Below are 21254 nucleotides of genomic sequence, written 5' to 3'. Positions count from 1 at the left end.
GGCTTACAGCGCGGAGTCGGCCTTCAGGCCAATGCTGAACTGGTTGATGTAGGCGTTCGGCTGGCGTCCGTCGTAGGTCAGGCCGTCGATAAACTCGTTGCTCGGCGCCCGGAAACCCTCTTCCGCTGCGCTTGGGAAGTCGTCGGCCTTGGCCATGCCTTCTTCCACCAGTTCGGCGGCGGCGCTGCGGTAGATCTCCGGCAGGTAGACCTGCTTGGCCACGTCCAGGTACCAGCTGTCCGGCTTGGCCTCGCCGATCTGGCCCCAGCGGCGCATCTGGGTCAGGTACCAGATGGCGTCGGAGTAGTAGGGGTAGGTGGCGTGGTAGCGGAAGAACACGTTGAAGTCAGGCACTTCGCGTTTGTCGCCCTTCTCGTACTCGAAGGTGCCGGTCATGGAGTTGGCGATCACCTTGGCGTCGGCGCCGACGTACTCGGGACGCGAGAGGATCTGCACGGCCTCGGCGCGGTTGGCGTTGTCGTTCTCGTCAAGCCACATGGCGGCGCGGATCAAGGCCTTGACCAGGCGCTTGTGGGTTTCCGGGTTGGCCTCGGCCCAGGCCTTGGATACGCCGAAGACCTTCTCCGGGTTGTTCTTCCAGATCTCGTAGTCGGTGATCACTGGCACGCCGATGCCCTTGAACACCGCCTGCTGGTTCCACGGCTCGCCGACGCAGTAGCCGTCGATGGTGCCGGCCTCCATGGTCGCCGGCATCTGCGGCGGTGGGGTGACCGAGAGCAGGGCGTCGGCGTTGATGGTGCCGGCGATGTCGCCCTTGGCCGGCGCGTAGTAACCGGGGTTGATGCCGCCGGCGGCCAGCCAGTAGCGCAGCTCATAGTTGTGGGTCGAGACCGGGAACACCATGCCCAGGTTGAAGGGCTTGCCCTGGGCCTTGTACTGCTCGATCACCGGCTTGAGGGCGTCGGCCTTGATCGGGTGCACCGGCTTGCCGTTCTCCATCGGCACATGCTTCTTCATCTCCTGCCACACCTCGTTGGACACGGTGATGCCATTGCCATTGAGGTCCATGGAGAAGGCGGTGACCACCTCGGCCTTGGTGCCGAAGCCGATCGTCGCCCCCAGGGGCTGGCCGGCGAGCATGTGCGCGCCGTCCAGTTCGCCGGTGATCACCCGGTCCAGCAGTACCTTCCAGTTGGCCTGGGCTTCGAGGGTGACGTAGAGCCCCTCGTCTTCGAAGTAGCCCTTCTCATAGGCGATGGCCAGGGGCGCCATGTCGGTCAGCTTGATGAAACCGAGCTTGAGCTCGTCCTTTTCCGGATCGGCCGCCTGGGCGATCTGCAGGCTCAGGGGCGACAGCAAGATGGCGGCGGCGCAGCCCAGGCCAGCGAGGGTCTTTTTCAGCAGGGAGCGGCGAGCGGTGAATGTACGCATGGTGGTTCCTCTGGTCTCGAAAACGAAAAAAGACGTCACGGACAAGCCGGTTCCGGAGAACTGGATGCCTGAGACGTCTTTGTCTATTCGTCTCGATCACCGCCGTTGGCGATCCGAAGACGTTTGCTGAGGAGGTAATTGCAAGGGGCTTGCCAGCTTTCCCGAGGCGACCCTTGCGAGCCCGCGCGCGGTGCCTCGCCGGAAGTTCGGGGCTGGAGATAAAAATCTTCCAAAACAGTGGCTTATGGAGATATTGCGGGTTGCTTCGGCGGCTGCAGAGCACGCAGCGAGGGGCTCGCCGGCCCGCCAGGGGCCGCGCCTGCGGCCCTGTTACTGGGCCATCGCTGTGCGTCGTGGCCATGTCCTGAGCGCTTTTGGGTCGGTTTCGCAGGCGCCGCCGGGTTAGCGCACGGCCGGCTGCGCCCGGGCCTCCTCGACGAACTCCTTGAGCCACCTCAGCACGTCCACCGCGTCCCAGCGCGCCGGGTCGAACATGGCGTAGGCCAGGCCCTGATAGCCGACCACGTCCAGCTGCCTGTGGTAGCCGGCGCGCTGCAGCAGGGCCTCGATCTCGGCGAAGCAGGTATTGAAGTGCACGCGGTTGAAGGGTGTTTTGCCCTCGGTGACCAGGCCTTCGAGTTGCAGTTCCTCGACCGTCGCGCGAACCCGCTCCAGCGGCATGCGGTTCACCGTGTGTTTCAGTTGCAGTACGTCCAGCATCGCTTTGCTCCTGATTGATGCACTGAATTGGCCGGCCCATGAGGCAGTCGAGGGCTGACCGATGACGGAAAACAGTCTACTGGAAAAACACTGTACATATAACCAGTATTGGGCAATAGTAAGACCGTGTCTTCCTGAACTCACTCATTCGCCTGGTCCGCCCTAGCCGGATTGCGGTGCACTGCAGAGGAGCAAGTAGCAATGCAACAGACCTTGATGACGATTGTGCTGTTGGTCCTGCTGAGCGGCTGCGCTCAGCCGCAGATCGAGCAACCCAGGGCCAATGGCAGCTACCTGGTGATCGAGAACGGCCAGGCCTGGGCGGTGCTGGTGTCCGATGGCAAGCGCAGCGAGGAGCGCGGCACGGTGGTCGATGCGATCAGGTTGCCCAGCGAGCACGCGCCGGTGGCCGCCAGCTACGTGATCGAGACGCCGAACTGCGGGCGCCTGCAATGGTTGAGCGAGCGGCGCGATGCCGCGGATGGCGTGACCAGCCTGATGTCGCTGCACGACAACAAACGCTTGGGCGAGTCCGGCTGTGTGATCGGCGAGGGCCTGAGCCGGGTGTGGACGGTGCTGGACTATTCGGGATGAGGGGACCGTTGCGCGCGGCGGCCTGGCTACCGCGCGCGACGGTTCAAGGCATCAGGCCTCTGGCGCCTTGCGGGGCTTGGCCGGCGCGGCCGGCAGCAGGCCGTCGGCACGGAACATCGCCTTGATGCCGCGCAGCGCCTGGCGGATGCGGTCCTGGTTCTCGATCAGGGCGAAGCGCACATGGTCGTCGCCGTAGTCGCCGAAGCCCAGGCCTGGAGAGACGCAGACCTTGGCCTCAAGCAGCAGCTTCTTGGCGAACTCCAGCGAACCGAGCGCCGCGTACTGCTCGGGAATCTTCGCCCAGACATACATCGAGGCCTTGGGGTTCTGCACCATCCAGCCAATCTCGTGCAGGCCCTTGACCAGCAGGTTGCGGCGCTGGCGGTACTGCTCGGCGATATCGCGCACGCATTGCTGGTCGCCTTCCAGGGCGGCGATGGCGGCGACCTGCAGCGGGGTGAAGGTGCCGTAGTCGTGGTAGCTCTTGATCCGCGCCAGGGCGTTCACCAGCTCGGCGTTGCCGACCATGAAGCCGATGCGCCAGCCGGCCATGTTGTAGCTCTTGGACAGGGTGAAGAACTCCACGGCGATGTCCTTGGCGCCCGGCACCTGCATGATCGACGGCGCCTTCCAGCCGTCGTAGACGATGTCGGCATAGGCCAGGTCGTGGATCACCAGTACGTCATACTGCTTGGCCAGGGCCACCACGCGCTCGAAGAAGTCCAGCTCCACGCACTGTGCGGTGGGGTTGGAGGGGAAGCCCAGGATCATCATCTTCGGCTTGGGGATCGACTCGCGGATGGCCCGTTCCAGTTCGGCGAAGAAGTCCACCCCGGGCACCAGGGGCACCGAGCGCACCTGGGCGCCGGCGATCACCGCGCCATAGATATGGATGGGGTAGCTGGGGTTGGGCACCAGCACTGTGTCGCCATGGTCCAGGGTGGCCAGCATCAGGTGGGCCAGGCCTTCCTTGGAACCGATGGTGACGATGGCTTCGCTGTCCGGGTCGATGTCCACCGCGTAGCGCTCCTGGTACCAGCGCGAGATGGCGCGGCGCAGGCGCGGGATGCCGCGCGAGGTGGAGTAGCCGTGGGTGTCCTCGCGCTGGGCGACGGTGCAGAGCTTCTCGACGATGTGCGGCGGCGTGGGGCCGTCCGGATTGCCCATGCTGAAGTCGATGATGTCCTCGCCACGGCGGCGGGCGGCCATCTTCAGTTCGGCGGTGATGTTGAAAACGTAGGGGGGGAGTCGATCGATGCGCGCAAAGCGGCGCGAAGCTTGATCAGCCATGCTGTCCTCGAAAACGTAAGCGCCCGGAACCGTCCGAGCGACGTTGGCCAGTGCGCTGGCCAGGCGGCGACGATAAGCGCAGCGCCTGGGGTTTGTCGAGAGGCTTGTCGGGATGCCGTGCTCAGGCCGGGGTGTTGCGCTTGAGCTCGCCCAGCAGTTCGATCAGCACCTGGATGTCGGCATCGCGGGTGCGCCAGGAGGACAGGCTGAGGCGAAAGGCCGGGCGTCCCTGCCAGATCGTCGGGCCGAACCACACCTGACCGGAGGCCTGCGCCGCCTGGCGAATGGCCACGGTCTGCTCATCGCTGTCGGCGCGCACCAGCACCTGGTTGAGCACCGCCCGGTTGAGCACCTGATAGCCCAGGGCGCGCAGGCTCGCGGCCAGGTGGCCGGCCTGGCGGATATGCCGGTCGAGCATTTCGCGCAGGCCGTCGCGGCCGAGGCTGGCGAGCGCAGCCCAGACCGCCACGCCGCGGGCGCGGCGGGAGAACTCCAGGGTGAGGTTCTTCTGCGCATCCCGTGACGCCGTGGCGTAGGCCGCATCGCTGTTCATCGCGCTGGCGAGGGCGTCGGCGTCGCGGCAGATGGCCATGGCGCTGTCGTAGGGAGTGTTCAGCCACTTGTGGCCGTCGGTGGTCCAGCTGTCGGCCAGCTCGACCCCGGTGGCCAGTTCGGCCGAGGAGGAGGCGCGGGCCCAGAGGCCGAAGGCGCCGTCGATGTGCACCCAGGCCCCGGCCGCCTTGGCCTTGGGGATCAGCTCGGCGAAGGGGTCGAACTCGCCGGTGTTCACCTCGCCGGCCTGCAGACAGAGGATGGTCAGCTCATCCAGGGGCGGCAGCTGCTGCGGATCGACGCGGCCATGGGCGTCGGTCGGCGCGACGATCAGCCGGTTCATGCCGAAACCGAGGATGCGCAGGGCCTTCTTCACGGTGATGTGGCAGCTGGCGGAGACCACCACGCGCACTTCCGGGGCACCGACCAGGCCGTCGCCGTCGAAGTCCCAGCCCTGGCGGGCCAGGAGCTGGCGCCGCGCGGCGGACAGGCAGGCCAGGGTGCAGGCGGTGGCGCTGGTGCCGAAGCCCACGGCGCTTTCCCTCGGCAGACCGAGCAGCTCGCAGACCCAGCGGCCGGCGATGCGTTCCAGGGTATCGGCCGCCGGCGAGTTGTCGAACGATGAGGCGCACTGGTCCCAGGCCAGCACCATGCGCTCAGCCGCTGCGGCGGCGGGCAGGGTGGCGCCGATGACGAAGCCGAAATAGCGCGGGCCGTTGGAGGCGACGGTGGCCGGCGAGCCGATCTCATCCAGGCGTCGCAGCACCTCGGCGGCCTCGATGCCTCGCTCGGGGGGCGCCTGATCGAGGGCTTTCAGGTCGGCGATGGCAGCCGGCCCGGGAAAGGCCGGGCGGCCTGGAATGCCGTCGAAGTAGTCGAGGGCGCGGCGGTCCGCCTCGGCCAGGAGTTGGCGCTCGTCAAGGGTACTGGTCATACGGGCCTCGTCGTCGAGAACTGTGCAGGGCCATCAGCATAGCCAGGCCCGCGGCGGCGCAGCAGGCACAACCCGGCCCCGAGATGGCCGTACAGCTCGCCCGGCGTGGCTCGAAGCAGGGAGCACAGTGGCTTTTCTGGCAGTACAGTTGCGCGCAGACGAGGGCGGGCGCCTGCGTGAGCCTCAGCCGCCGAGCATGTCGTGCATGGCGATGATCTGCTCGGCGACCTGGATCAGCTTCTGCTGACGGCTCATGGCCTGGCGGCGCATGAGGGTGTAGGCCTCTTCCTCGTTGCAGCTCTTCATCTTCATCAGCAGGCCCTTGGCCAGCTCGATGCGCTTGCGCTCGGCCAGTTGCGCGTCGCGTGCCTGCAGCTGGGCGCGCAGGGCCTGGTCGCTCTCGAAGCGGGCCATGGCTACATCGAGAATCGGCTGCAGGCGCTCGGCATGGATGCCTTCGACGATGTAGGCGCTGACCCCCGACTGGATGGCCTGGCGCATGACCTTGGGGTCGTGCTCGTCGGTGAACATGACGATGGGCCGAGGCTGGTCACGGCTGACCAGGACCACCTGTTCCATGACGTCACGGCCGGGGGATTCACTGTCGATCAGGATGACGTCCGGGCGGATCGCCTCGACGCGCCCGGGCAGGTCGATGGTCAGGCCGGATTCGTCGACCACCTCGAAGCCGGCCTCGATCAGGGCGGCCCGCAGTCGGCCAACCTTTTTCGGCGTGTCGTTGATCAGGAGGATGCGCAGCATGGTGGTATCGGTTTCCAGGGGTCAGAGGGCTGAGGCCTGGCGGACGTCGGCCAGGGCGTGCAGGGCGAAGCTGCGGGCATAGCCGGCGGGGTCGGCGCCATCCCAGGGCTTGCCATCGAGCAGCGTGGCGCTGCGCAGGGGCGATGCCGGCAGCGCGATACCCAGCGCCTCGGCAGCCTCATGATAAAGCTTAAGCTGCTGGACCCGGCGCGCCACCGCGAAGTAGTCCGGGTCTTCGCGCAGCAGGCCCCAGCGGCGGAACTGGGTCATGAACCACAGGCCGTCGGACAGGTAGGGCATGTTCACCTTGCCCTCGTCGAAGAAGCGCAGCGGATGGGCATCCAGCCAGGCGTGGCCGTTGCCGTCCTCGTACTGGCCGAGAAAGCGCGGCAGGATGGCGTTCAGCGGCGCGTCGAGGTACTCGCCGGCGCTGAGCAGATGCGCGGTGCTGCGCTTGTTCTCCTCGCTCTGATCGATGAAGCGGCTGGCCTCCAGCACCGCCATCACCAGGGCGCGGGCCGTGTTCGGGTAGGCGCTGACGAACGCCTGGGTGCAGCCCAGGACCTTTTCCGGATGATCCGGCCAGATCGACTGGCTGGTGGCCAGGGTGAAGCCCTTTCTTTCGGCAATCGCCTGGGCGCCCCAGGGCTCGCCGGCGCAGAAGCCGTCGATGCGTCCGGCCTGCAGGTGGGCGACCATCTGCGAAGGCGGTACGACGACGGTATTCACGTCGTCCAGGGGATGGATGCCCTGGCTGGCCAGCCAGTAATAGAGCCACAGGGCGTGGGTGCCGGTGGGGAAGGTCTGCGCCAGGGTAAGCTTTGCACTGTTTTGGCGCACGCGTGCGCGCAGCGCCTCAGCATTGGTCACCCCGGCTTCCTGCAGGGGCTGGGACAGGTTGATGCTCTGGCCGTTCTGCGACAGGCCCATGAGTACGGCCATGTCCACCGGCGGCGTGCCGCCGATGCCCAGGTGCACCGCATAGAGCAGGCCGTACAGGCCCTGGGCGGCGTCCAGTTCGCCGCTGAGCAGCTTGTCGCGCAGGGTGGCCCAGGACGCCTGGCGCTGCAGGTTCAGCGTCAGGCCGTAGGGCTGGGCGAAGCCCTGGGTCGCGGCGACGATCAGCGAGGCCGAGTCGGTCAGGGCCATGAAGCCGATCTCCAGGGCGCTCTTCTCCGGTGCGTCGCTGCCGTTGACCCAGGCCAGCGCGTCGCTGCGGGGAATATCTTGCTCGCTCATTGCACCTTTTCCTTGCTCAACTTCAAAGGTCGCCGGTCCCATCACCGTCGGGGGCAGGGGGCGCGTGCGGATCGATTGCGATCCTGTTGAGTATCCATAAGCAAGCGATATGCCACGGATGGCGAACGCCAGGCATAAAAAAGCCCCGCACGGGGCGGGGCTTTTTCGACGCGGGTAACGCTTAGGCTTGAACGACCGGAATTTGGGCGTTGGCAGCGGCTTCGCGGAACTCGGCGATCTGGTCGAAGCTCAGGTAGCGGTAGACGTCGGCAGCCATGCTGTCGATGTCCTTGGCGTAGACCATGTACTCCTCGACGGTCGGCAGCTTGCCGATGATCGCGGCGACCGCTGCCAGTTCGGCAGAGGCCAGGTACACGTTGGCGCCATCGCCCAGACGGTTGGGGAAGTTACGGGTCGAGGTCGAGACCACGGTGGAGTTGGCGGCGACCCGTGCCTGGTTACCCATGCACAGCGAGCAGCCCGGCATTTCCATGCGCGCACCGGCCTTGCCGTAGATGCCGTAGTAGCCTTCCTCGGTCAGCTGGTGGGCATCCATCTTGGTCGGCGGCGACAGCCACAGACGGGTCGGAATGCCGCCCTTGACCTTGTCCAGCAGCTTGCCGGCAGCGCGGAAGTGACCGATGTTGGTCATGCACGAACCGATGAATACCTCGTCGATCTTGTCGCCGGCCACGGTGGACAGCAGACGGGCGTCGTCCGGATCGTTCGGTGCGCAGAGCACCGGCTCCTTCAGCTCGTTGAGGTCGATCTCGATGACTTCGGCGTATTCGGCGTCGGCATCGGCGCTCATCAGCTCCGGCTTGGCCAGCCAGGCTTCCATCGCCTGGGCGCGGCGCTCCAGGGTGCGGGCATCGCCGTAGCCTTCGCCGATCATCCAGCGCAGCAGGGTGATGTTCGACTTCAGGTACTCGGCGATGGCCTTTTCCGGCAGCTTGATGGTGCAACCGGCGGCCGAACGCTCGGCGGAGGCGTCGGACAGCTCGAACGCCTGCTCGACGGTCAGCTCGTCGAGGCCTTCGATCTCCAGGATGCGGCCGGAGAAGGCGTTCTTCTTGCCCTTCTTCTCGACGGTCAGCAGGCCCTTCTGGATGGCGTAGTAGGGGATCGCATGGACCAGGTCACGCAGGGTGATCCCGGGCTGCATCTTGCCCTTGAAACGCACCAGGATGGATTCCGGCATGTCCAGCGGCATGACGCCGGTGGCGGCGGCGAAGGCCACCAGGCCGGAACCGGCCGGGAAGCTGATGCCCATCGGGAAGCGGGTGTGCGAGTCACCACCGGTGCCGACGGTATCCGGCAGCAGCATGCGGTTCAGCCAGCTGTGGATGATGCCGTCGCCCGGACGCAGGGACACGCCGCCACGGGTGCGGATGAAATCCGGCAGGGTGTGGTGGGTGGTGACGTCGATCGGCTTCGGGTAGGCCGCGGTGTGGCAGAAGGACTGCATCACCAGGTCGGCGGAGAAGCCCAGGCAGGCCAGGTCCTTCAGCTCGTCGCGGGTCATCGGGCCAGTGGTGTCCTGGGAGCCGACGGTGGTCATCTTCGGCTCGCAGTAGGTGCCCGGACGCACGCCGGTCACGCCGCAGGCCTTGCCGACCATCTTCTGCGCCAGGGTGAAGCCCTTGCCGCTGTCGGCCGGCTGTTCCGGCTTCTTGAACAGGTCGGAGCTGCCCAGACCCAGTTCGGCGCGGGCCTTCTCGGTCAGGCCGCGGCCGATGATCAGCGGGATACGGCCGCCGGCGCGGACTTCATCGAGCAGCACCGGGGTCTTCAGTTCGAAGGTGGTGATGACTTCTTCAGTGCCGTGCTTGCACACCTTGCCGGCGTAGGGGTAGACGTCGATCACGTCGCCCATGTTGAGGTTCGACACGTCGAACTCGATCGGCAGGGCGCCGGCGTCTTCCATGGTGTTGTAGAAGATCGGGGCGATCTTGGAGCCGAAGCAGAAGCCACCGGCGCGCTTGTTCGGAACAAAGGGGATGTCGTCGCCGAAGAACCACAGCACCGAGTTGGTGGCGGACTTGCGCGAGGAACCGGTGCCGACCACGTCGCCGACGTAGGCGACCGGGAAGCCCTTGGCTTTGACTTCTTCGATCTGCTTGAGCGGGCCGATGGCGCCTTGCTGCTCGGGCACGATGCCGTCGCGGGCCATCTTCAACATGGCCAGGGCGTGCAGCGGGATGTCCGGACGCGACCAGGCGTCGGGCGCCGGGGACAGGTCGTCGGTGTTGGTTTCGCCGGGCACCTTGAATACCGCCAGGCTGTACTTCTCGGCGATCGCCGGGCGCTTGGTGAACCACTCGCCATCGGCCCAGGACTGCAGCACGGCCTTGGCGTGGACGTTGCCAGCCTTGGCTTTCTCGGCGACGTCGTGGAAGGCGTCGAACATCAGCAGGGTGTGCTTCAGTTGCTCGGCGGCGACGCTGGCCAGCTCGGCGTCATCCAGCAGCTCGACCATGGTGGCGATGTTGTAGCCGCCCTGCATGGTGCCGAGCAGCTCGACGGCGCGCTGCTTGTTGATCAGTGGAGAAGCGGCTTCGCCCTTGGCCACGGCAGAGAGGAACCCGGCCTTGACGTAGGCGGCTTCGTCGACGCCTGGCGGCACGCGGTTGGTGATCAGGTCAACGAGGAATTCTTCTTCGCCAGCCGGCGGGTTTTTCAGCAGCTCGACCAGGCCTGCGGTTTGTTCGGCGTTCAGCGGCTGGGGCACGATACCCTGAGCGGCACGCTCTGCTACGTGTTTGCGATAGGCTTCAAGCACAGTTATTACCCTCATCAGTGGTCCCAAAGGGTTGTCCGGGACGCGTATCCAGAAAACTCCGAATCAAGCGCTTCGTGGCTTTTTGAGCCGCTCGGCCGAGATTTCAGGGATTTCTTCCAGAAGCTGCTTTCAAAGTTTTACGCCGGCAGGACGGGGTAGATGAGGGCTGGCGCAGACGCTTGAAGGGGGGTTCAAGAGCCGGCGCCAACATCGTACCTGCAGGATCGACTGTGCTCGTGACGCTTTGAAAACAGCTTCCAACGGACATTAGCGCCTATAAAAGGCGCGCCGATACTACTGCAAAGCGCGGGCAAAGTTAAGCGATTGCCGTCGGCCGGGTGGGGATGATCTGGCTTGGACAAAGGGCTAAGATGCCAGGCCGTTTCGCCTTCGACGCTGTTCTCGCCATGTCCAATCAACGCATCAAGACCCCCTGTGTAGGCCTGTGTTCGACCGTCTACGGCGACCTGGTGTGCCGCGGGTGCAAGCGATTCCACCACGAAGTGATCCAGTGGAACGGCTACAGCGAGGAGGAAAAACAGGCGGTCTGGCGGCGCCTGGAACTGCTGCTGGAGCAGGTGATGGTGGCCAAGCTGGAGGTCTTCGATGAGGGGCGTCTGCGCACGCAACTGGAACAGCGCCAGATCCGCTTCGTGGCGCAGCAGTCGCCCTACTGCTGGGCGTACCAGCTGATCGCCCGTGGCGCACGGGTGATCAACCAACTCGACGCCTACGGCATCGCGCTGTTGCCGGAGTTTCGCGACTGGGCCCTGCCCGAGTTGCGTGACGCCATCGACCGCGAGTTCTTCCTGTTGTCCGAGGCGCACTACGGCCGTTATATCGCCCCCCGGTTCCTGCGCGAGGGCCAGTAGTCGCGGGCCTTCGGCTGTCCCTCCTAGCGGGAGCCGGCCTGCCGCACGTGCGGCGGATTCGCTTGCTCCGCCAGGGGTTCGAGCAGGTGCACGTCCGCATCGTGGGGCTTGAGCACCAGTACGTCGCTGTCGACCCGATCCAGCACGGCTTCCGCCGTGTTGCCGATGATCACCCCGGCCAGTCCCTTGCGTGCCACCGTGCCGATGACCGTAATGGCCGCTTCCAGCTCGTGGGCGTACTGCGCGATCACCGTTCTCGCCGAGCCTTCGGCCAGGTGCAGCTGGTGGTCACGCAGGCCGTACTCCTCCTGGAACCAGCGGCTGCCTTCCCAGCACTGCGCCGCCTTGCCGTCGAGCTGGGGGGCGCAGGGATCGGCGGCCAGGTCGAAACCGCTGGAATAGGCGGTGACGGCGTGCAGCGTGCCGTGGAGCAGGGCGGCCAGGTCCACCGCATGGCCGATGATGCTGCCTTGCAGGTCCAGGTGATCGCCTTCGTGATTGTCGACGTCCATGGCCGCCAGGACCAGGCCGCCCTCCCAGGAGCGTTCGGTCTTGGTCATCAGCACCGGTACGGGGCAGTCGCGCAGCAAGCGCCAGTCCTCGGGCGGCATGATCGATCTGGTCAGCGGGTTGTCCGGGTAGTGCTGCTTGACCACCAGGTCGCAGGCGTTGGCCTGCTGCGCGGCGAGGATGGCGCCCGTCGGGTGCAGGTGGTCACAGCGCGCCTGTTGCGTGGTGACGCTGAAACCTTCGCCACTGAGCTGGGCATTCAGGCTGCCGAGCAGCGCCCCATGGTCCTGCCGCTGGTCGCAGAGCAGCAGGTGCAGGTGGGCGCTGATGCCGCGGGCGATGTGCTTGGCTCGCCTGAGCGCGAGGCTGTCGGAGTGCACCGGATTAAGCACGACCAGAATTCGGTGAATGCTTTGCATGGCTATCTCCCTAGGCGTTGAACCGTGAGGCCGCGCAGCGGCGATCTGGGTCTGTCTCGGGATGCGTGGAGGGTCTTGCGGTGCCGCTGATCGGCTGCGCAGCCATAGCAGCATGGCCGCTAAAGACAGCCTTCGCCAGGCCGTATGTCAGTTGCAGTCGGGGCAGGGATGCGCGGTCGGAGCGGCGCCTGGCCGCCGCAAATGGCCTGCCGCCCGCAGGCGGCAGCGTCGCACGCTTTCAGCGTTGGCCGACCAGCTCTTCCAGGTGGGCGATGATGTCCGCGGGCTTGAGCACCAGGATGTCGCTTTCCAGCGAGTCGAGAACCACCTCGGCGGTGTTGCCGATCAGCGCGCCGGACAGGCCGGTGCGGGCGACCGTGCCGATCACCGTGACCACCGCGCCGAGCTTGCGTGCGGTCTGCGGGATCAGGGCGTCGGCCGGCCCTTCAGCGATGTGCAGGCAGTCGTCGGCAATCTGGTACTCGGCCTGGAACGCCTTGCACTCTTCGCGGTAGCGCGCCTCGATGGTCTCCTTGAGCTGGAAGGTCGGGTCGGCGGCCGACAGCATCGGCGCCGGGTGGGCGCTGATCACATGCAGGTTGGCCTTGGCCAGGGCGGCGATGTCATGGCCGTGGCTGATGATGCTGGCGTGCAGGGTGCGGTGCTCGGCGTCGGCATTGCCGACATCGACGCAGGCCAGGACGATGCCGCCGGCCCAGGGTTTGTCGCTCTTGACCATCAGCACCGGAGCCGGGCAGTAGCGCAGCAGTTTCCAGTCGTCCGGGGTGAGCAGGGCCTTCTTCAGCGGGTTGTCGGGAAAGTGCTGCTTGATCACCAGGCTGCAGCTTTCGGCCTGTTGCACGGCGATCACGGTCTGGTGCGGATTCTCGTGCCAGGCCTGCTGGCCGGAGACGCTGAAGCCTTCCTGCTGCAGCGTGCTGCTCAGGTCGTGCAGGTAGGTCGAATGGTCATGCTTCTTGTCGCAGACCAGCAGGTGCAGCTGGCACCGGGTTACGCCGGCGATCAATTTGGCCCGCTTGAGGGCCAGTCCTTCTGGTTGCTCCGGCTCCATCACCACCAGAATGCTGCGAATGGCTTGCATGTACGTCTCCCTGCGAAATGGTTGCTGCGGCCAGACAACTATAGATGGTGCAGGCGCCTCGTGTTTTTGACCGGTATCAACGCCGCGGCTGGCTGTTCCCGGTGTCATTCGTATAATGGCCGGCCTTGCCCGCCTGCCGGCGCCGCCACCCCAATCGTGAGCCTATGCAACTGCTACCCGAGATCGAAGCCTTTCTCCTCTGTCCCACGCCGGATGCCTGGATCGCCCAGGCCCTGCAGCACCAGGACATCATGCTGATCGACCACGCCAACTGCGAGAAGAAGGCCGCGTCGACGGCCATGACCCTGCTTTTTCGCTATATCGAGAAGGCCGATCTGCAATACAACCTGTCGCGCCTGGCCCGCGAAGAGTTGCGCCATTTCGAGCAGGTGGCGGCCTTGATGCAGCGGCGCGGGATCGCCTACCGGCCGGTCAGCGCGGCCTTGTATGCCCAGCGCCTGCACAAGCACGTGCGCACCTCCGAGCCGCACAAGCTGGTGGATACCCTGATCGTCGGTGCCTTTATCGAGGCGCGCTCCTGCGAGCGTTTCTTCCGCCTGGCGCCGCATCTGGACGAGGAACTGGGGCAGTTCTACCGCTCCCTGCTGAAGTCCGAGGCGCGCCACTACCAGGGCTATCTGAAGATGGCCCGGGACTATGCCGGCGAGTCGATCGATGAGCGGGTGGCGTACTTCGCCGAAGTGGAGCGCGAGGCGATCCTCACGCCGGACAAGGAATTCCGCTTCCACAGCGGCGCGGCTGCCTGAGCCGTATCTGGCGGGCTGCCGCCCCTTCGCTGGGCGGCAGAGACAGGGCGGGCGTCAGCAGGCGCCAGCCGCCGGCGGGATGATCGGCAGCACCTTGCGATTGCCGCGCAGGATGACGATGGCCAGGGCCACCAGCAGCAGGGATGCGGCGGTCAGCACGTAGAACACGTCGTGCAGCGAGCCGGTGGTCTCGCGGATATAGCCGGCCAGCAGATTGCCCAGGGTCCCGCCCAGGCCGAAGGTGACCATGCAGATGCCGCTGATCTGCATGGTGGCGGTCGAGGAGTAGTGCTGGTTGACCCAGCCGGCGACGATGCCCCACATCGGGAAGTACATCAGCCCATAGCCGAAGCCGGCGACCAGGGCGAACTTGCCCGGGTCGGCGATAAACGCCAGCAGGCCCAGGGCGAAGCCACTGAAGATCACCATCAGCGCGGTGCCATGGCCGCGGCGATCGGCCAGCTTGCCGGTGATGAAGCCGGCCACCATGCCCGTGCCCCCCACCGTCGCCCAGGTATAGCCGCCCAGTGCCGCCGGCAGGCTGAGCTCATCCAGGTAGGTGTTGAGCCAGTAGGAGAAGGGCATGGTGGTGAAGCCCACCAGCAGGCAGATCAGGCAGGCGAACAGCGCGGTGCGCTCGCCGATGATGGTGGCGAACAGCTTGGAGGTGGGGATCGCCGCGTCGACCGGGCCAAGGCCGGCAGTCGGGCTGACGGGGGCGGCCTTGAGGTCGCGCAGCATGTGCCAGGTCAGGGCCAGCACCACCAGGCCGAACAGCCCGGCCACCTGCCAGCTGGCCTGCCAGCCGAGCAGCGGCACCACCACGAGGATCAGCAGGCCGTTGAGGGCATAGCCCCAGGCCGTGCCGCTGGATGCGCAGGAGAGGTAGGTGGAGCGCGACTCGGGGCGGGCGCAGCGGCTGACGATCTCGACGATGCAGCCCCAGCTGATCGCCGCACTGGCGGCCAGGCAGGTCAGGGTCAGGGTGATCAACAGCGGATCGCGCAGCTGTGACATGAGCAGCAACAGGCTGCTGGAGGTGATGCCGGTCAGCAGGGCCAGGCGGCCGGTACCCAGGCGGTGGCCGAGCGTACCCAGGAGCATGGCGCCGGCGAGGTAGGCCACCTGAGTCAGGGCGCCGATGGTCGCCAACTGCCACGGGCTGATCTCGATGGAGTCGCGCATGAACGGCATCAGCGCGGCGAACAGGAACATGCCAAAGCCGTGGCTGACGATCTGGTTCAGGCCGAAGGTGGTGGGCATCCGCATTATTCAGGCTCCGGGACAGCTCGCAGGGGATCGGCAAGGGGTGAGCTGGATGCTGGCTAACATAGAGGCTTGCCAGGATTCGGCAAAACGATAAATATTGATCACCACTTTCAAGAAGGTTGAATTCTGCCATGCGCGACCTGCCCATCGTTCTGCTGCGAACCTTTGTCGTGGTCGCCGACACGCTCAACCTGACCGCCGCGGCCGCGCGCCTGCACCGCGCGCCCTCGACCATCAGCATGCAGCTCGGCCGGTTGGAGGCCCTGGTCGCGACCGAACTGCTGCAACGTGGTCAGTACGGCGTCCGCCTGACGCCAGCCGGGGAGCAGCTGAAGGGCCATGCCCAACAGTTGCTGAACCTGCACGACCGTATCCTCGGTACCTTCCAGCATGCCGACGTGGCCGGCCAGGTGCGCTTCGGCACCCATGATCAGTACGCCACGCGCAGCCTTACGCCCTTGCTGGAGGCCTTCGTGCTGAGTTATCCCGAGGCCTGCCTGGAGGTGGTCTGCGACCATCGGCCCCACTACCTGGCGTCGCTGGTGGCCGAGGGCAAGCTGGACCTGGCCCTGGTCGAGATGCCTGCGGCGTCCGACGGCGGCCGCCGGCTGTTTCGCGACGAACTGGTGTGGGTGCGCACCGAGGCCCACTCGACCCACGAGCGCGAGCCACTGCCGCTGGCGGTGTTCGTCGAGGGCTGCTATCACCGCGATTCGGCGGGCAAGGTGCTGGCCGAGGCGCAGATTCCCTATCGGATCGCCTTCACCAGCCAGAGTCGGGCCGGGGTCCTGGCCGCCGTGCGCGCGGGCATCGGCGTCGGCATCATTCCGCGCTCGACCCTGGAGCCCGGCCTGCAGGTGATCGAGGAGGGCCTGCCGGCTCTGCCGGGTACGGACATCACCCTGTTCGTCGCCGAGGAGGTCAACGAGGCGACCCTGCGCCTGGCGCAGACCATCGAGGCGAGTCCGCAGTTTCAGCGTCACGAGCGCCAGGCCGCCCTGCAGCGCTAGATCGGCGGTGCAGCTCAGGCGAGGGGGAAGGGCGCCAGCTGCCAGCCCCGGGCGTCGATCTGCAGGGCCCAGCCCTGGCGATCCCAGTCGCCCAGGACGATACGCCGCGCCGCCTGCCCCTCGACCTGCAGCTCATGCTCCGCCGGGCGGTGGGTGTGGCCGTGGATCAGCGTGCGCACGCCCTGGGCCGCCATGACCCGCTGCACCTCGGCGGGGGTGACGTCGACGATGTCGTTGGCCTTCATCGCGGTCTGGCTGCGGCTTTCCTTGCGCAGCTTGCGCGCCAGCTTGTGGCGGGTGGCCAGGGGCAGGTGGCGCAGGATGAACAGGCTCAGCGGGTTGCGCAGCCAGCGGCGCATGCGCATATAGGCTTCGTCCTGGGTGCACAGGCTGTCGCCGTGCATCAGCAGGACCTGCTCCCCGGCCAGTTCGACCAGGCTCGGATCGCTCAGCAGGGTGCAGCCGGCCTCGCGGCAGAACGCCTGGCCCAGCAGGAAGTCGCGATTGCCGTGCATCAGGTAGATGCGTGTGCCGCCGTCGCTCAGTTGGCGCAGGGCCTGGGCGATGGAGCGTTGAAAGGGGCTGATGGCATCGTCGCCGATCCACACTTCGAAGAAGTCGCCGAGGATGTACAGCGCCTCGGCCTGGGTGGCGCGCGTCTGCAGGAAATGCAGAAACGCCCGGCTGATGTCCGGGCGCTCCTCTTCAAGATGCAGGTCGGAGATCAGCAGGATCACTCAACGATCTCGGCACGCTCGATGATCACGTCGTCGACCGGTACGTCCTGGTGGCCGGACTTCATGGTGGTGGCCACGCCCTTGATCTTCTCGACCACGTCCATGCCTTCGCTCACTTCGCCGAACACCGCGTAGCCCCAGCCCTGCACGGTCGGCGCGCTGTGGTCGAGGAAGGTATTGTCGGCGACGTTGATGAAGAACTGCGCGGAGGCCGAGTGCGGCTCCATGGTGCGGGCCATGGCGACGGTGCCGACCTTGTTGGAGACGCCGTTGTTGGCTTCGTTCTTGATCGGTGCGCGGGTCGGCTTCTGCTTCATGCCCGGCTCGAAGCCGCCGCCCTGGATCATGAAGTTGCTGATCACGCGGTGGAACACGGTGTTGTCGTAGTGGCCGGCCTTTACGTATTCCTTGAAGTTGGCCACGGTTTCCGGGGCCTTGTCTTCGAACAGGTTGAGGGTGATGACGCCGTGGTTGGTGTGCAGCTTGATCATGTGGGATTCGCTCTGTCGAGAAATTCGAAGGCCTGTCAGGGGGTTGACAGCTTCGGCTATGATAAGCGCTTTGTTTTAGTCGGCCTACCCTGCGCCGCACCTGCATGATCAAGGACCCCATGAGCAAGCCAGAGACTCCAGCCGCTACGAACTTTCTTCGTCCCATCGTCCAGGCCGACCTGGAAGCGGGCAAGCACACGAAGATCATCACCCGTTTCCCGCCGGAGCCTAATGGTTACCTGCACATCGGCCATGCCAAGTCGATCTGCCTGAATTTCGGCCTGGCCAGGGAGTTCGGCGGCGAGTGCAACCTGCGCTTCGACGACACCAACCCGGCCAAGGAAGACCAGGAATACATCGACGCGATCAAGAGCGACGTGCAGTGGCTGGGCTTCCAGTGGGCCGGCGAGGAGCGCTACGCCTCCAACTATTTCGATCAGCTGCACGACTGGGCCGTCGAACTGATCAAGGCGGGCAAGGCCTATGTCTGCGACCTGTCGCCGGACCAGGCCCGCGAGTATCGCGGCAACCTCACCGAACCGGGCAAGAACAGCCCGTTCCGTGAGCGCTCGGTGGAGGAAAACCTCGATCTGTTCGCCCGCATGAAGGCCGGTGAGTTCCCGGACGGCGCTCGCGCCCTGCGGGCGAAGATCGACATGGCCTCGCCGAACATGAACCTGCGCGACCCGATCCTCTACCGCATCCGCCACGCCCATCATCACCAGACCGGCGACAAGTGGTGCATCTACCCCAGCTACGACTTCACCCATGGTCAGTCGGACGCCATCGAGGGCATCACCCATTCGATCTGCACCCTGGAGTTCGAGGACCATCGCCCGCTGTACGAATGGTTCCTGGCCAACCTGCCGGTGCCGGCGCAGCCGCGCCAGTACGAATTCGCCCGGCTCAACCTGAACTACACCATCACCAGCAAGCGCAAGCTCAAGCAGCTGGTCGATGAGAAGCACGTCAGCGGCTGGGACGACCCGCGCATGTCGACCCTGTCCGGCTACCGCCGTCGGGGTTACACCCCGGCGTCGATCCGCACCTTCTGCGACATGATCGGGGTCAACCGCGCCGGCGGCGTGGTGGACATCGGCATGCTCGAGTTCGCCATCCGCGAAGACCTGGATGCCAACGCCTCGCGCGCCATGTGCGTGCTCAAGCCGCTCAAGGTGGTGATCAGCAACTACCCCGAAGGCCAGGTGGAGAACCTCGAGCTGCCGCGCCACCCCAAGCAGGACATGGGCGTGCGCGTGCTGCCGTTCAGCCGCGAGATCTACATCGACGCCGGCGACTTCGAGGAGAACCCGCCGGCCGGCTTCAAGCGTCTGGTACCGGGGGGCGAGGTGCGCCTGCGCGGCAGCTACGTGATCCGCGCCGACGAGGCGGTCAAGGATGCCGCCGGCAATGTCGTCGAACTGCGCTGCAGCTATGACGAGAACACCCTGGGCAAGAACCCCGAGGGCCGCAAGGTCAAGGGCGTGATCCACTGGGTGCCGGCCGCCGAGAGCGTCGAGTGCGAAGTGCGCCTGTACGACCGCCTGTTCCGCTCGGCCAACCCGGAGAAGGTCGAGGAGGGCGCCAGCTTCCTCGACAACATCAACCCCGATTCCCTGGTGGTGCTCAAGGGCTGCCGCGCCGAGCCGTCGCTGGCCCAGGCGCAGCCGGAGGAGCGCTTCCAGTTCGAGCGCGAAGGCTACTTCTGCGCCGACCTCAAGGACTCCAAACCGGGCGCCCCGGTGTTCAACCGCACCGTGACCCTGCGTGACTCCTGGGGAGGTCAGTAATGGCGCTGTCGATCTACAACACCCTGAGCAAGACCAAGGAAGCCTTCCAGCCGCTGGAAGGCAACCAGGTGCGCATGTACGTGTGCGGCATGACCGTCTACGACTTCTGCCACATCGGCCATGCGCGGGTCATGGTGGCCTTCGACGTGATCGCTCGCTGGCTGCGCCATAGCGGCTATGCGCTGAACTATGTGCGCAACATCACCGATATCGACGACAAGATCATCAAGCGTGCACAAGAGAACGGCGAGCCGTTCGAGGCCCTGGTCGAGCGCATGATCAGCGCCATGCACGAGGACGAGGCACGCCTGTCGGTGCTGCGCCCCGATCAGGAGCCACGCGCCACCGGCCACATCGCCGGCATGCACGCGATGATCCAGAACCTGATCGACAAGGGCTTCGCCTATGCCCCGGGCAATGGCGATGTCTACTACCGGGTCGGCAAGTTCGTCGGCTACGGCAAACTGTCGAGGAAGAAGATCGAGGACCTGCGCGTCGGCGCGCGCATCGAGGTCGACGAGTCCAAGCAGGACCCGCTGGACTTCGTCCTGTGGAAGGGCGCCAAGCCGGGCGAGCCGAGCTGGGATTCGCCCTGGGGCAAGGGGCGGCCGGGCTGGCACATCGAATGCTCGGTGATGTCCACCTGCTGCCTGGGCGAGACCTTCGATATCCACGGCGGCGGCCCGGACCTGGTGTTCCCGCACCATGAGAACGAGATCGCGCAGAGCGAGGCGGCCACCGGCAAGCTCTACGCCAAGGCCTGGATGCATGCCGGCGCGGTGCGCGTGGACGGCGAGAAGATGTCCAAGAGCCTGGGCAACTTCTTCACCATCCGCGAGGTGCTGGACAAGTACCACCCCGAGGTGGTGCGCTACCTGCTGGTGTCCAGCCACTACCGCAGCCCGATCAACTACTCCGAGGACAGCCTCAAGGAAGCCAAGGGCGCCCTGGAGCGTTTCTACCATGCGCTGCGCGGCCTGCCCGAGGCGGCACCGGCCGGCGGCGAGGACTTCGCCGAGCGCTTCGCCGCGGCGATGGACGACGACTTCAACTCCCCGGAAGCCTGCGCCGTGCTGTTCGAGATGGTGCGCGAGGTCAACCGCCTGCGCGACAGCGACCTGCAGGCCGCGGCCGGCCTGGCCGCGCGGCTCAAGGAGCTGGCCGGGCTGCTCGGCGTGCTGCAGCTGGAGGCGGACGCCTTCCTCCAGGCCGGGGCCGCAGGCAAGGTCGACGCTGCCGAAGTCGAGGCTTTGATCGCCGCGCGCCTGCAGGCCCGCGCCGAGAAGAACTGGGGCGAGTCGGACCGCATCCGCGACCAGCTCGGCGCCATGGGCGTGGTGCTGGAAGACGGCAGGGGCGGCACCACCTGGCGCCTGGCCGAATAGCCGGACTGGGAGACAACAAAAAAAGGCCGCATTTGCGGCCTTTTTGTTTGTGTGGGCGGCGTTAGCCGCTGCCGGGGTCGCGCTTTACTGATAGGCGCCGGCGGAGTAGGTCAGCTCGTAGCTGTGGCTGTAGATCTCCAGGATGTTGCCGAAGGGATCTTCCATGTAGACCATGCGGAACGGCTTCTCGCCCGGGAAGTACTCGCGCACCGGCATGCGCTGCTTGCCGCCGGCGGCGACGATCTTGGCGGCCAGGCCTTCGACGTCCGGGTCCTGTACGCAGAAGTGGAATATTCCGGTTTTCCAGTACTCGAAGTTGTTCTGCGGTTTCTCGGCGTTGCGGAACTGGAAGATCTCCACGCCGATGCGGTCGCCGGTGGACAGGTGGGCGATGCGGAACGAGCCCCAGCCGGCGCCGAACACGTCGGTGCACATCACGCCGATGGCCGAGTCGTCCTCGCTGATGGTGGTCGGCGGCATGATCAGGTACCAGCCCATGACCTCGGTGTAGAACTTGACGGCGGCGTCGAGATCGGTGACCGACAGGCCGATGTGGGAAAAGCTGCGGGGGTAGACGCTGGACATGAGCAAAACCTCGTGTTGGCTGAAGTGTGGCCAGTCTAGGTGTGCATAGTCA

General features: G+C 65.9%; 19 protein-coding genes. 6 read left to right on the top strand and 13 right to left on the bottom strand.

The window, feature by feature from the left end; all coding sequences use genetic code 11:
• Positions 1–3 precede the first annotated feature (3 nt).
• Both LPB260_RS02405 and LPB260_RS02400 read right to left on the bottom strand, forming a co-directional pair.
• On the bottom strand, positions 4–1392 hold the full coding sequence (locus tag LPB260_RS02405; RefSeq protein WP_208707051.1) for a CmpA/NrtA family ABC transporter substrate-binding protein: 1389 nt from the start codon (positions 1390–1392) through the stop codon (positions 4–6).
• A gap of 402 nt (positions 1393–1794) precedes the next feature.
• On the bottom strand, positions 1795–2112 hold the full coding sequence (locus tag LPB260_RS02400; protein ID WP_208707050.1) for a transcriptional regulator: 318 nt from the start codon (positions 2110–2112) through the stop codon (positions 1795–1797).
• Between the two features lie 201 nt (positions 2113–2313).
• Between LPB260_RS02400 and LPB260_RS02395 the strand changes: the two genes are divergently transcribed.
• Positions 2314–2706, top strand: a complete 393-nt coding sequence (locus LPB260_RS02395) for a hypothetical protein (RefSeq protein WP_208707049.1) — start codon at positions 2314–2316, stop codon at positions 2704–2706.
• A gap of 51 nt (positions 2707–2757) precedes the next feature.
• On the opposite strand, the gene alaC is transcribed toward LPB260_RS02395, so the two are convergent.
• The 5 genes from alaC to acnB form a co-directional block, all read right to left on the bottom strand.
• Positions 2758–3996 carry an alanine transaminase gene (gene alaC, locus LPB260_RS02390; protein ID WP_208707048.1) on the bottom strand — a complete coding sequence of 413 codons (1239 nt, stop codon included), beginning with the start codon at positions 3994–3996 and terminating at the stop codon, positions 2758–2760.
• Between the two features lie 121 nt (positions 3997–4117).
• Positions 4118–5482, bottom strand: coding sequence for a pyridoxal-dependent decarboxylase (locus LPB260_RS02385; RefSeq protein WP_208707047.1), 1365 nt, complete (start codon positions 5480–5482; stop codon positions 4118–4120).
• Positions 5483–5665: 183 nt separating this feature from the next.
• Entirely contained in the window at positions 5666–6244 is a 579-nt protein-coding gene (locus tag LPB260_RS02380) for an ANTAR domain-containing response regulator (protein ID WP_208707046.1), read from the bottom strand.
• A 21-nt stretch (positions 6245–6265) separates the two neighbouring features.
• Positions 6266–7483 (bottom strand): CmpA/NrtA family ABC transporter substrate-binding protein, encoded by a 1218-nt coding sequence (locus LPB260_RS02375; protein WP_208707045.1) that lies wholly within the window; start codon positions 7481–7483, stop codon positions 6266–6268.
• Positions 7484–7664: 181 nt separating this feature from the next.
• The gene (gene acnB, locus LPB260_RS02370) at positions 7665–10265 is read right to left on the bottom strand and encodes a bifunctional aconitate hydratase 2/2-methylisocitrate dehydratase (RefSeq protein WP_208707044.1); all 2601 of its coding nucleotides are present in this window, start codon (positions 10263–10265) and stop codon (positions 7665–7667) included.
• Positions 10266–10672: 407 nt separating this feature from the next.
• Between acnB and LPB260_RS02365 the strand changes: the two genes are divergently transcribed.
• Complete coding sequence (locus tag LPB260_RS02365) at positions 10673–11137, top strand: DUF1289 domain-containing protein (protein WP_208707043.1); 465 nt, start codon at positions 10673–10675, stop codon at positions 11135–11137.
• 23 nt (positions 11138–11160) lie between these two features.
• Here the strand turns inward: LPB260_RS02365 and LPB260_RS02360 are convergent, their stop codons facing one another.
• Entirely contained in the window at positions 11161–12066 is a 906-nt protein-coding gene (locus tag LPB260_RS02360) for a universal stress protein (protein WP_208707042.1), read from the bottom strand.
• A gap of 238 nt (positions 12067–12304) precedes the next feature.
• Positions 12305–13168, bottom strand: a complete 864-nt coding sequence (locus LPB260_RS02355; RefSeq protein ID WP_208707041.1) for a universal stress protein — start codon at positions 13166–13168, stop codon at positions 12305–12307.
• A gap of 164 nt (positions 13169–13332) precedes the next feature.
• On the opposite strand from LPB260_RS02355, the gene LPB260_RS02350 reads away from it, so the two are divergent.
• A complete protein-coding gene (locus LPB260_RS02350) occupies positions 13333–13935 on the top strand; it encodes a tRNA-(ms[2]io[6]A)-hydroxylase (RefSeq protein WP_208707040.1) in 603 nt (200 codons plus the stop codon).
• A 54-nt stretch (positions 13936–13989) separates the two neighbouring features.
• Here LPB260_RS02350 and LPB260_RS02345 read toward each other — a convergent pair whose 3' ends face one another.
• Entirely contained in the window at positions 13990–15204 is a 1215-nt protein-coding gene (locus tag LPB260_RS02345) for an MFS transporter (protein ID WP_208707039.1), read from the bottom strand.
• Positions 15205–15335: 131 nt separating this feature from the next.
• On the opposite strand from LPB260_RS02345, the gene LPB260_RS02340 reads away from it, so the two are divergent.
• Positions 15336–16214, top strand: a complete 879-nt coding sequence (locus LPB260_RS02340; protein WP_208707038.1) for a LysR substrate-binding domain-containing protein — start codon at positions 15336–15338, stop codon at positions 16212–16214.
• A gap of 14 nt (positions 16215–16228) precedes the next feature.
• Here LPB260_RS02340 and lpxH read toward each other — a convergent pair whose 3' ends face one another.
• A complete protein-coding gene (lpxH, locus tag LPB260_RS02335; RefSeq protein ID WP_208707037.1) occupies positions 16229–16951 on the bottom strand; it encodes a UDP-2,3-diacylglucosamine diphosphatase in 723 nt (240 codons plus the stop codon).
• A complete protein-coding gene (locus LPB260_RS02330; protein WP_208707036.1) occupies positions 16948–17442 on the bottom strand; it encodes a peptidylprolyl isomerase in 495 nt (164 codons plus the stop codon). The genes lpxH and LPB260_RS02330 overlap by 4 nt, the downstream gene beginning before the upstream one ends.
• A 119-nt stretch (positions 17443–17561) precedes the next feature.
• Here LPB260_RS02330 and LPB260_RS02325 point away from each other — a divergent pair, with 119 nt between their 5' ends.
• Complete coding sequence (locus LPB260_RS02325) at positions 17562–19232, top strand: glutamine--tRNA ligase/YqeY domain fusion protein (protein ID WP_208707035.1); 1671 nt, start codon at positions 17562–17564, stop codon at positions 19230–19232.
• Positions 19232–20617, top strand: a complete 1386-nt coding sequence (gene cysS / locus LPB260_RS02320; protein WP_208707034.1) for a cysteine--tRNA ligase — start codon at positions 19232–19234, stop codon at positions 20615–20617. Before LPB260_RS02325 ends, cysS begins: the two co-directional genes overlap by 1 nt.
• Positions 20618–20701: 84 nt before the next feature.
• On the opposite strand, the gene LPB260_RS02315 is transcribed toward cysS, so the two are convergent.
• A complete protein-coding gene (locus tag LPB260_RS02315; protein WP_208707033.1) occupies positions 20702–21202 on the bottom strand; it encodes a lactoylglutathione lyase family protein in 501 nt (166 codons plus the stop codon).
• Positions 21203–21254: the final 52 nt, after the last annotated feature.

The organism is Pseudomonas sp. LPB0260 (genome assembly GCF_013388395.1).
This window is presented reverse-complemented; position numbering and strand designations above follow the sequence as displayed.

Coding starts and splice junctions, on each gene's coding strand:
- LPB260_RS02405 (WP_208707051.1), bottom strand. CDS start 1,392: ATGCGTACATTCACCGCTCGCCGCTCCCTGCTGAAAAAGACCCTCGCT.
- LPB260_RS02400 (WP_208707050.1), bottom strand. CDS start 2,112: ATGCTGGACGTACTGCAACTGAAACACACGGTGAACCGCATGCCGCTG.
- LPB260_RS02395 (WP_208707049.1), top strand. CDS start 2,314: ATGCAACAGACCTTGATGACGATTGTGCTGTTGGTCCTGCTGAGCGGC.
- alaC (WP_208707048.1), bottom strand. CDS start 3,996: ATGGCTGATCAAGCTTCGCGCCGCTTTGCGCGCATCGATCGACTCCCC.
- LPB260_RS02385 (WP_208707047.1), bottom strand. CDS start 5,482: ATGACCAGTACCCTTGACGAGCGCCAACTCCTGGCCGAGGCGGACCGC.
- LPB260_RS02380 (WP_208707046.1), bottom strand. CDS start 6,244: ATGCTGCGCATCCTCCTGATCAACGACACGCCGAAAAAGGTTGGCCGA.
- LPB260_RS02375 (WP_208707045.1), bottom strand. CDS start 7,483: ATGAGCGAGCAAGATATTCCCCGCAGCGACGCGCTGGCCTGGGTCAAC.
- LPB260_RS02365 (WP_208707043.1), top strand. CDS start 10,673: ATGTCCAATCAACGCATCAAGACCCCCTGTGTAGGCCTGTGTTCGACC.
- LPB260_RS02360 (WP_208707042.1), bottom strand. CDS start 12,066: ATGCAAAGCATTCACCGAATTCTGGTCGTGCTTAATCCGGTGCACTCC.
- LPB260_RS02355 (WP_208707041.1), bottom strand. CDS start 13,168: ATGCAAGCCATTCGCAGCATTCTGGTGGTGATGGAGCCGGAGCAACCA.
- LPB260_RS02350 (WP_208707040.1), top strand. CDS start 13,333: ATGCAACTGCTACCCGAGATCGAAGCCTTTCTCCTCTGTCCCACGCCG.
- LPB260_RS02345 (WP_208707039.1), bottom strand. CDS start 15,204: ATGCGGATGCCCACCACCTTCGGCCTGAACCAGATCGTCAGCCACGGC.
- LPB260_RS02340 (WP_208707038.1), top strand. CDS start 15,336: ATGCGCGACCTGCCCATCGTTCTGCTGCGAACCTTTGTCGTGGTCGCC.
- LPB260_RS02330 (WP_208707036.1), bottom strand. CDS start 17,442: ATGATCAAGCTGCACACCAACCACGGCGTCATCACCCTCAACCTGTTC.
- LPB260_RS02325 (WP_208707035.1), top strand. CDS start 17,562: ATGAGCAAGCCAGAGACTCCAGCCGCTACGAACTTTCTTCGTCCCATC.
- cysS (WP_208707034.1), top strand. CDS start 19,232: ATGGCGCTGTCGATCTACAACACCCTGAGCAAGACCAAGGAAGCCTTC.
- LPB260_RS02315 (WP_208707033.1), bottom strand. CDS start 21,202: ATGTCCAGCGTCTACCCCCGCAGCTTTTCCCACATCGGCCTGTCGGTC.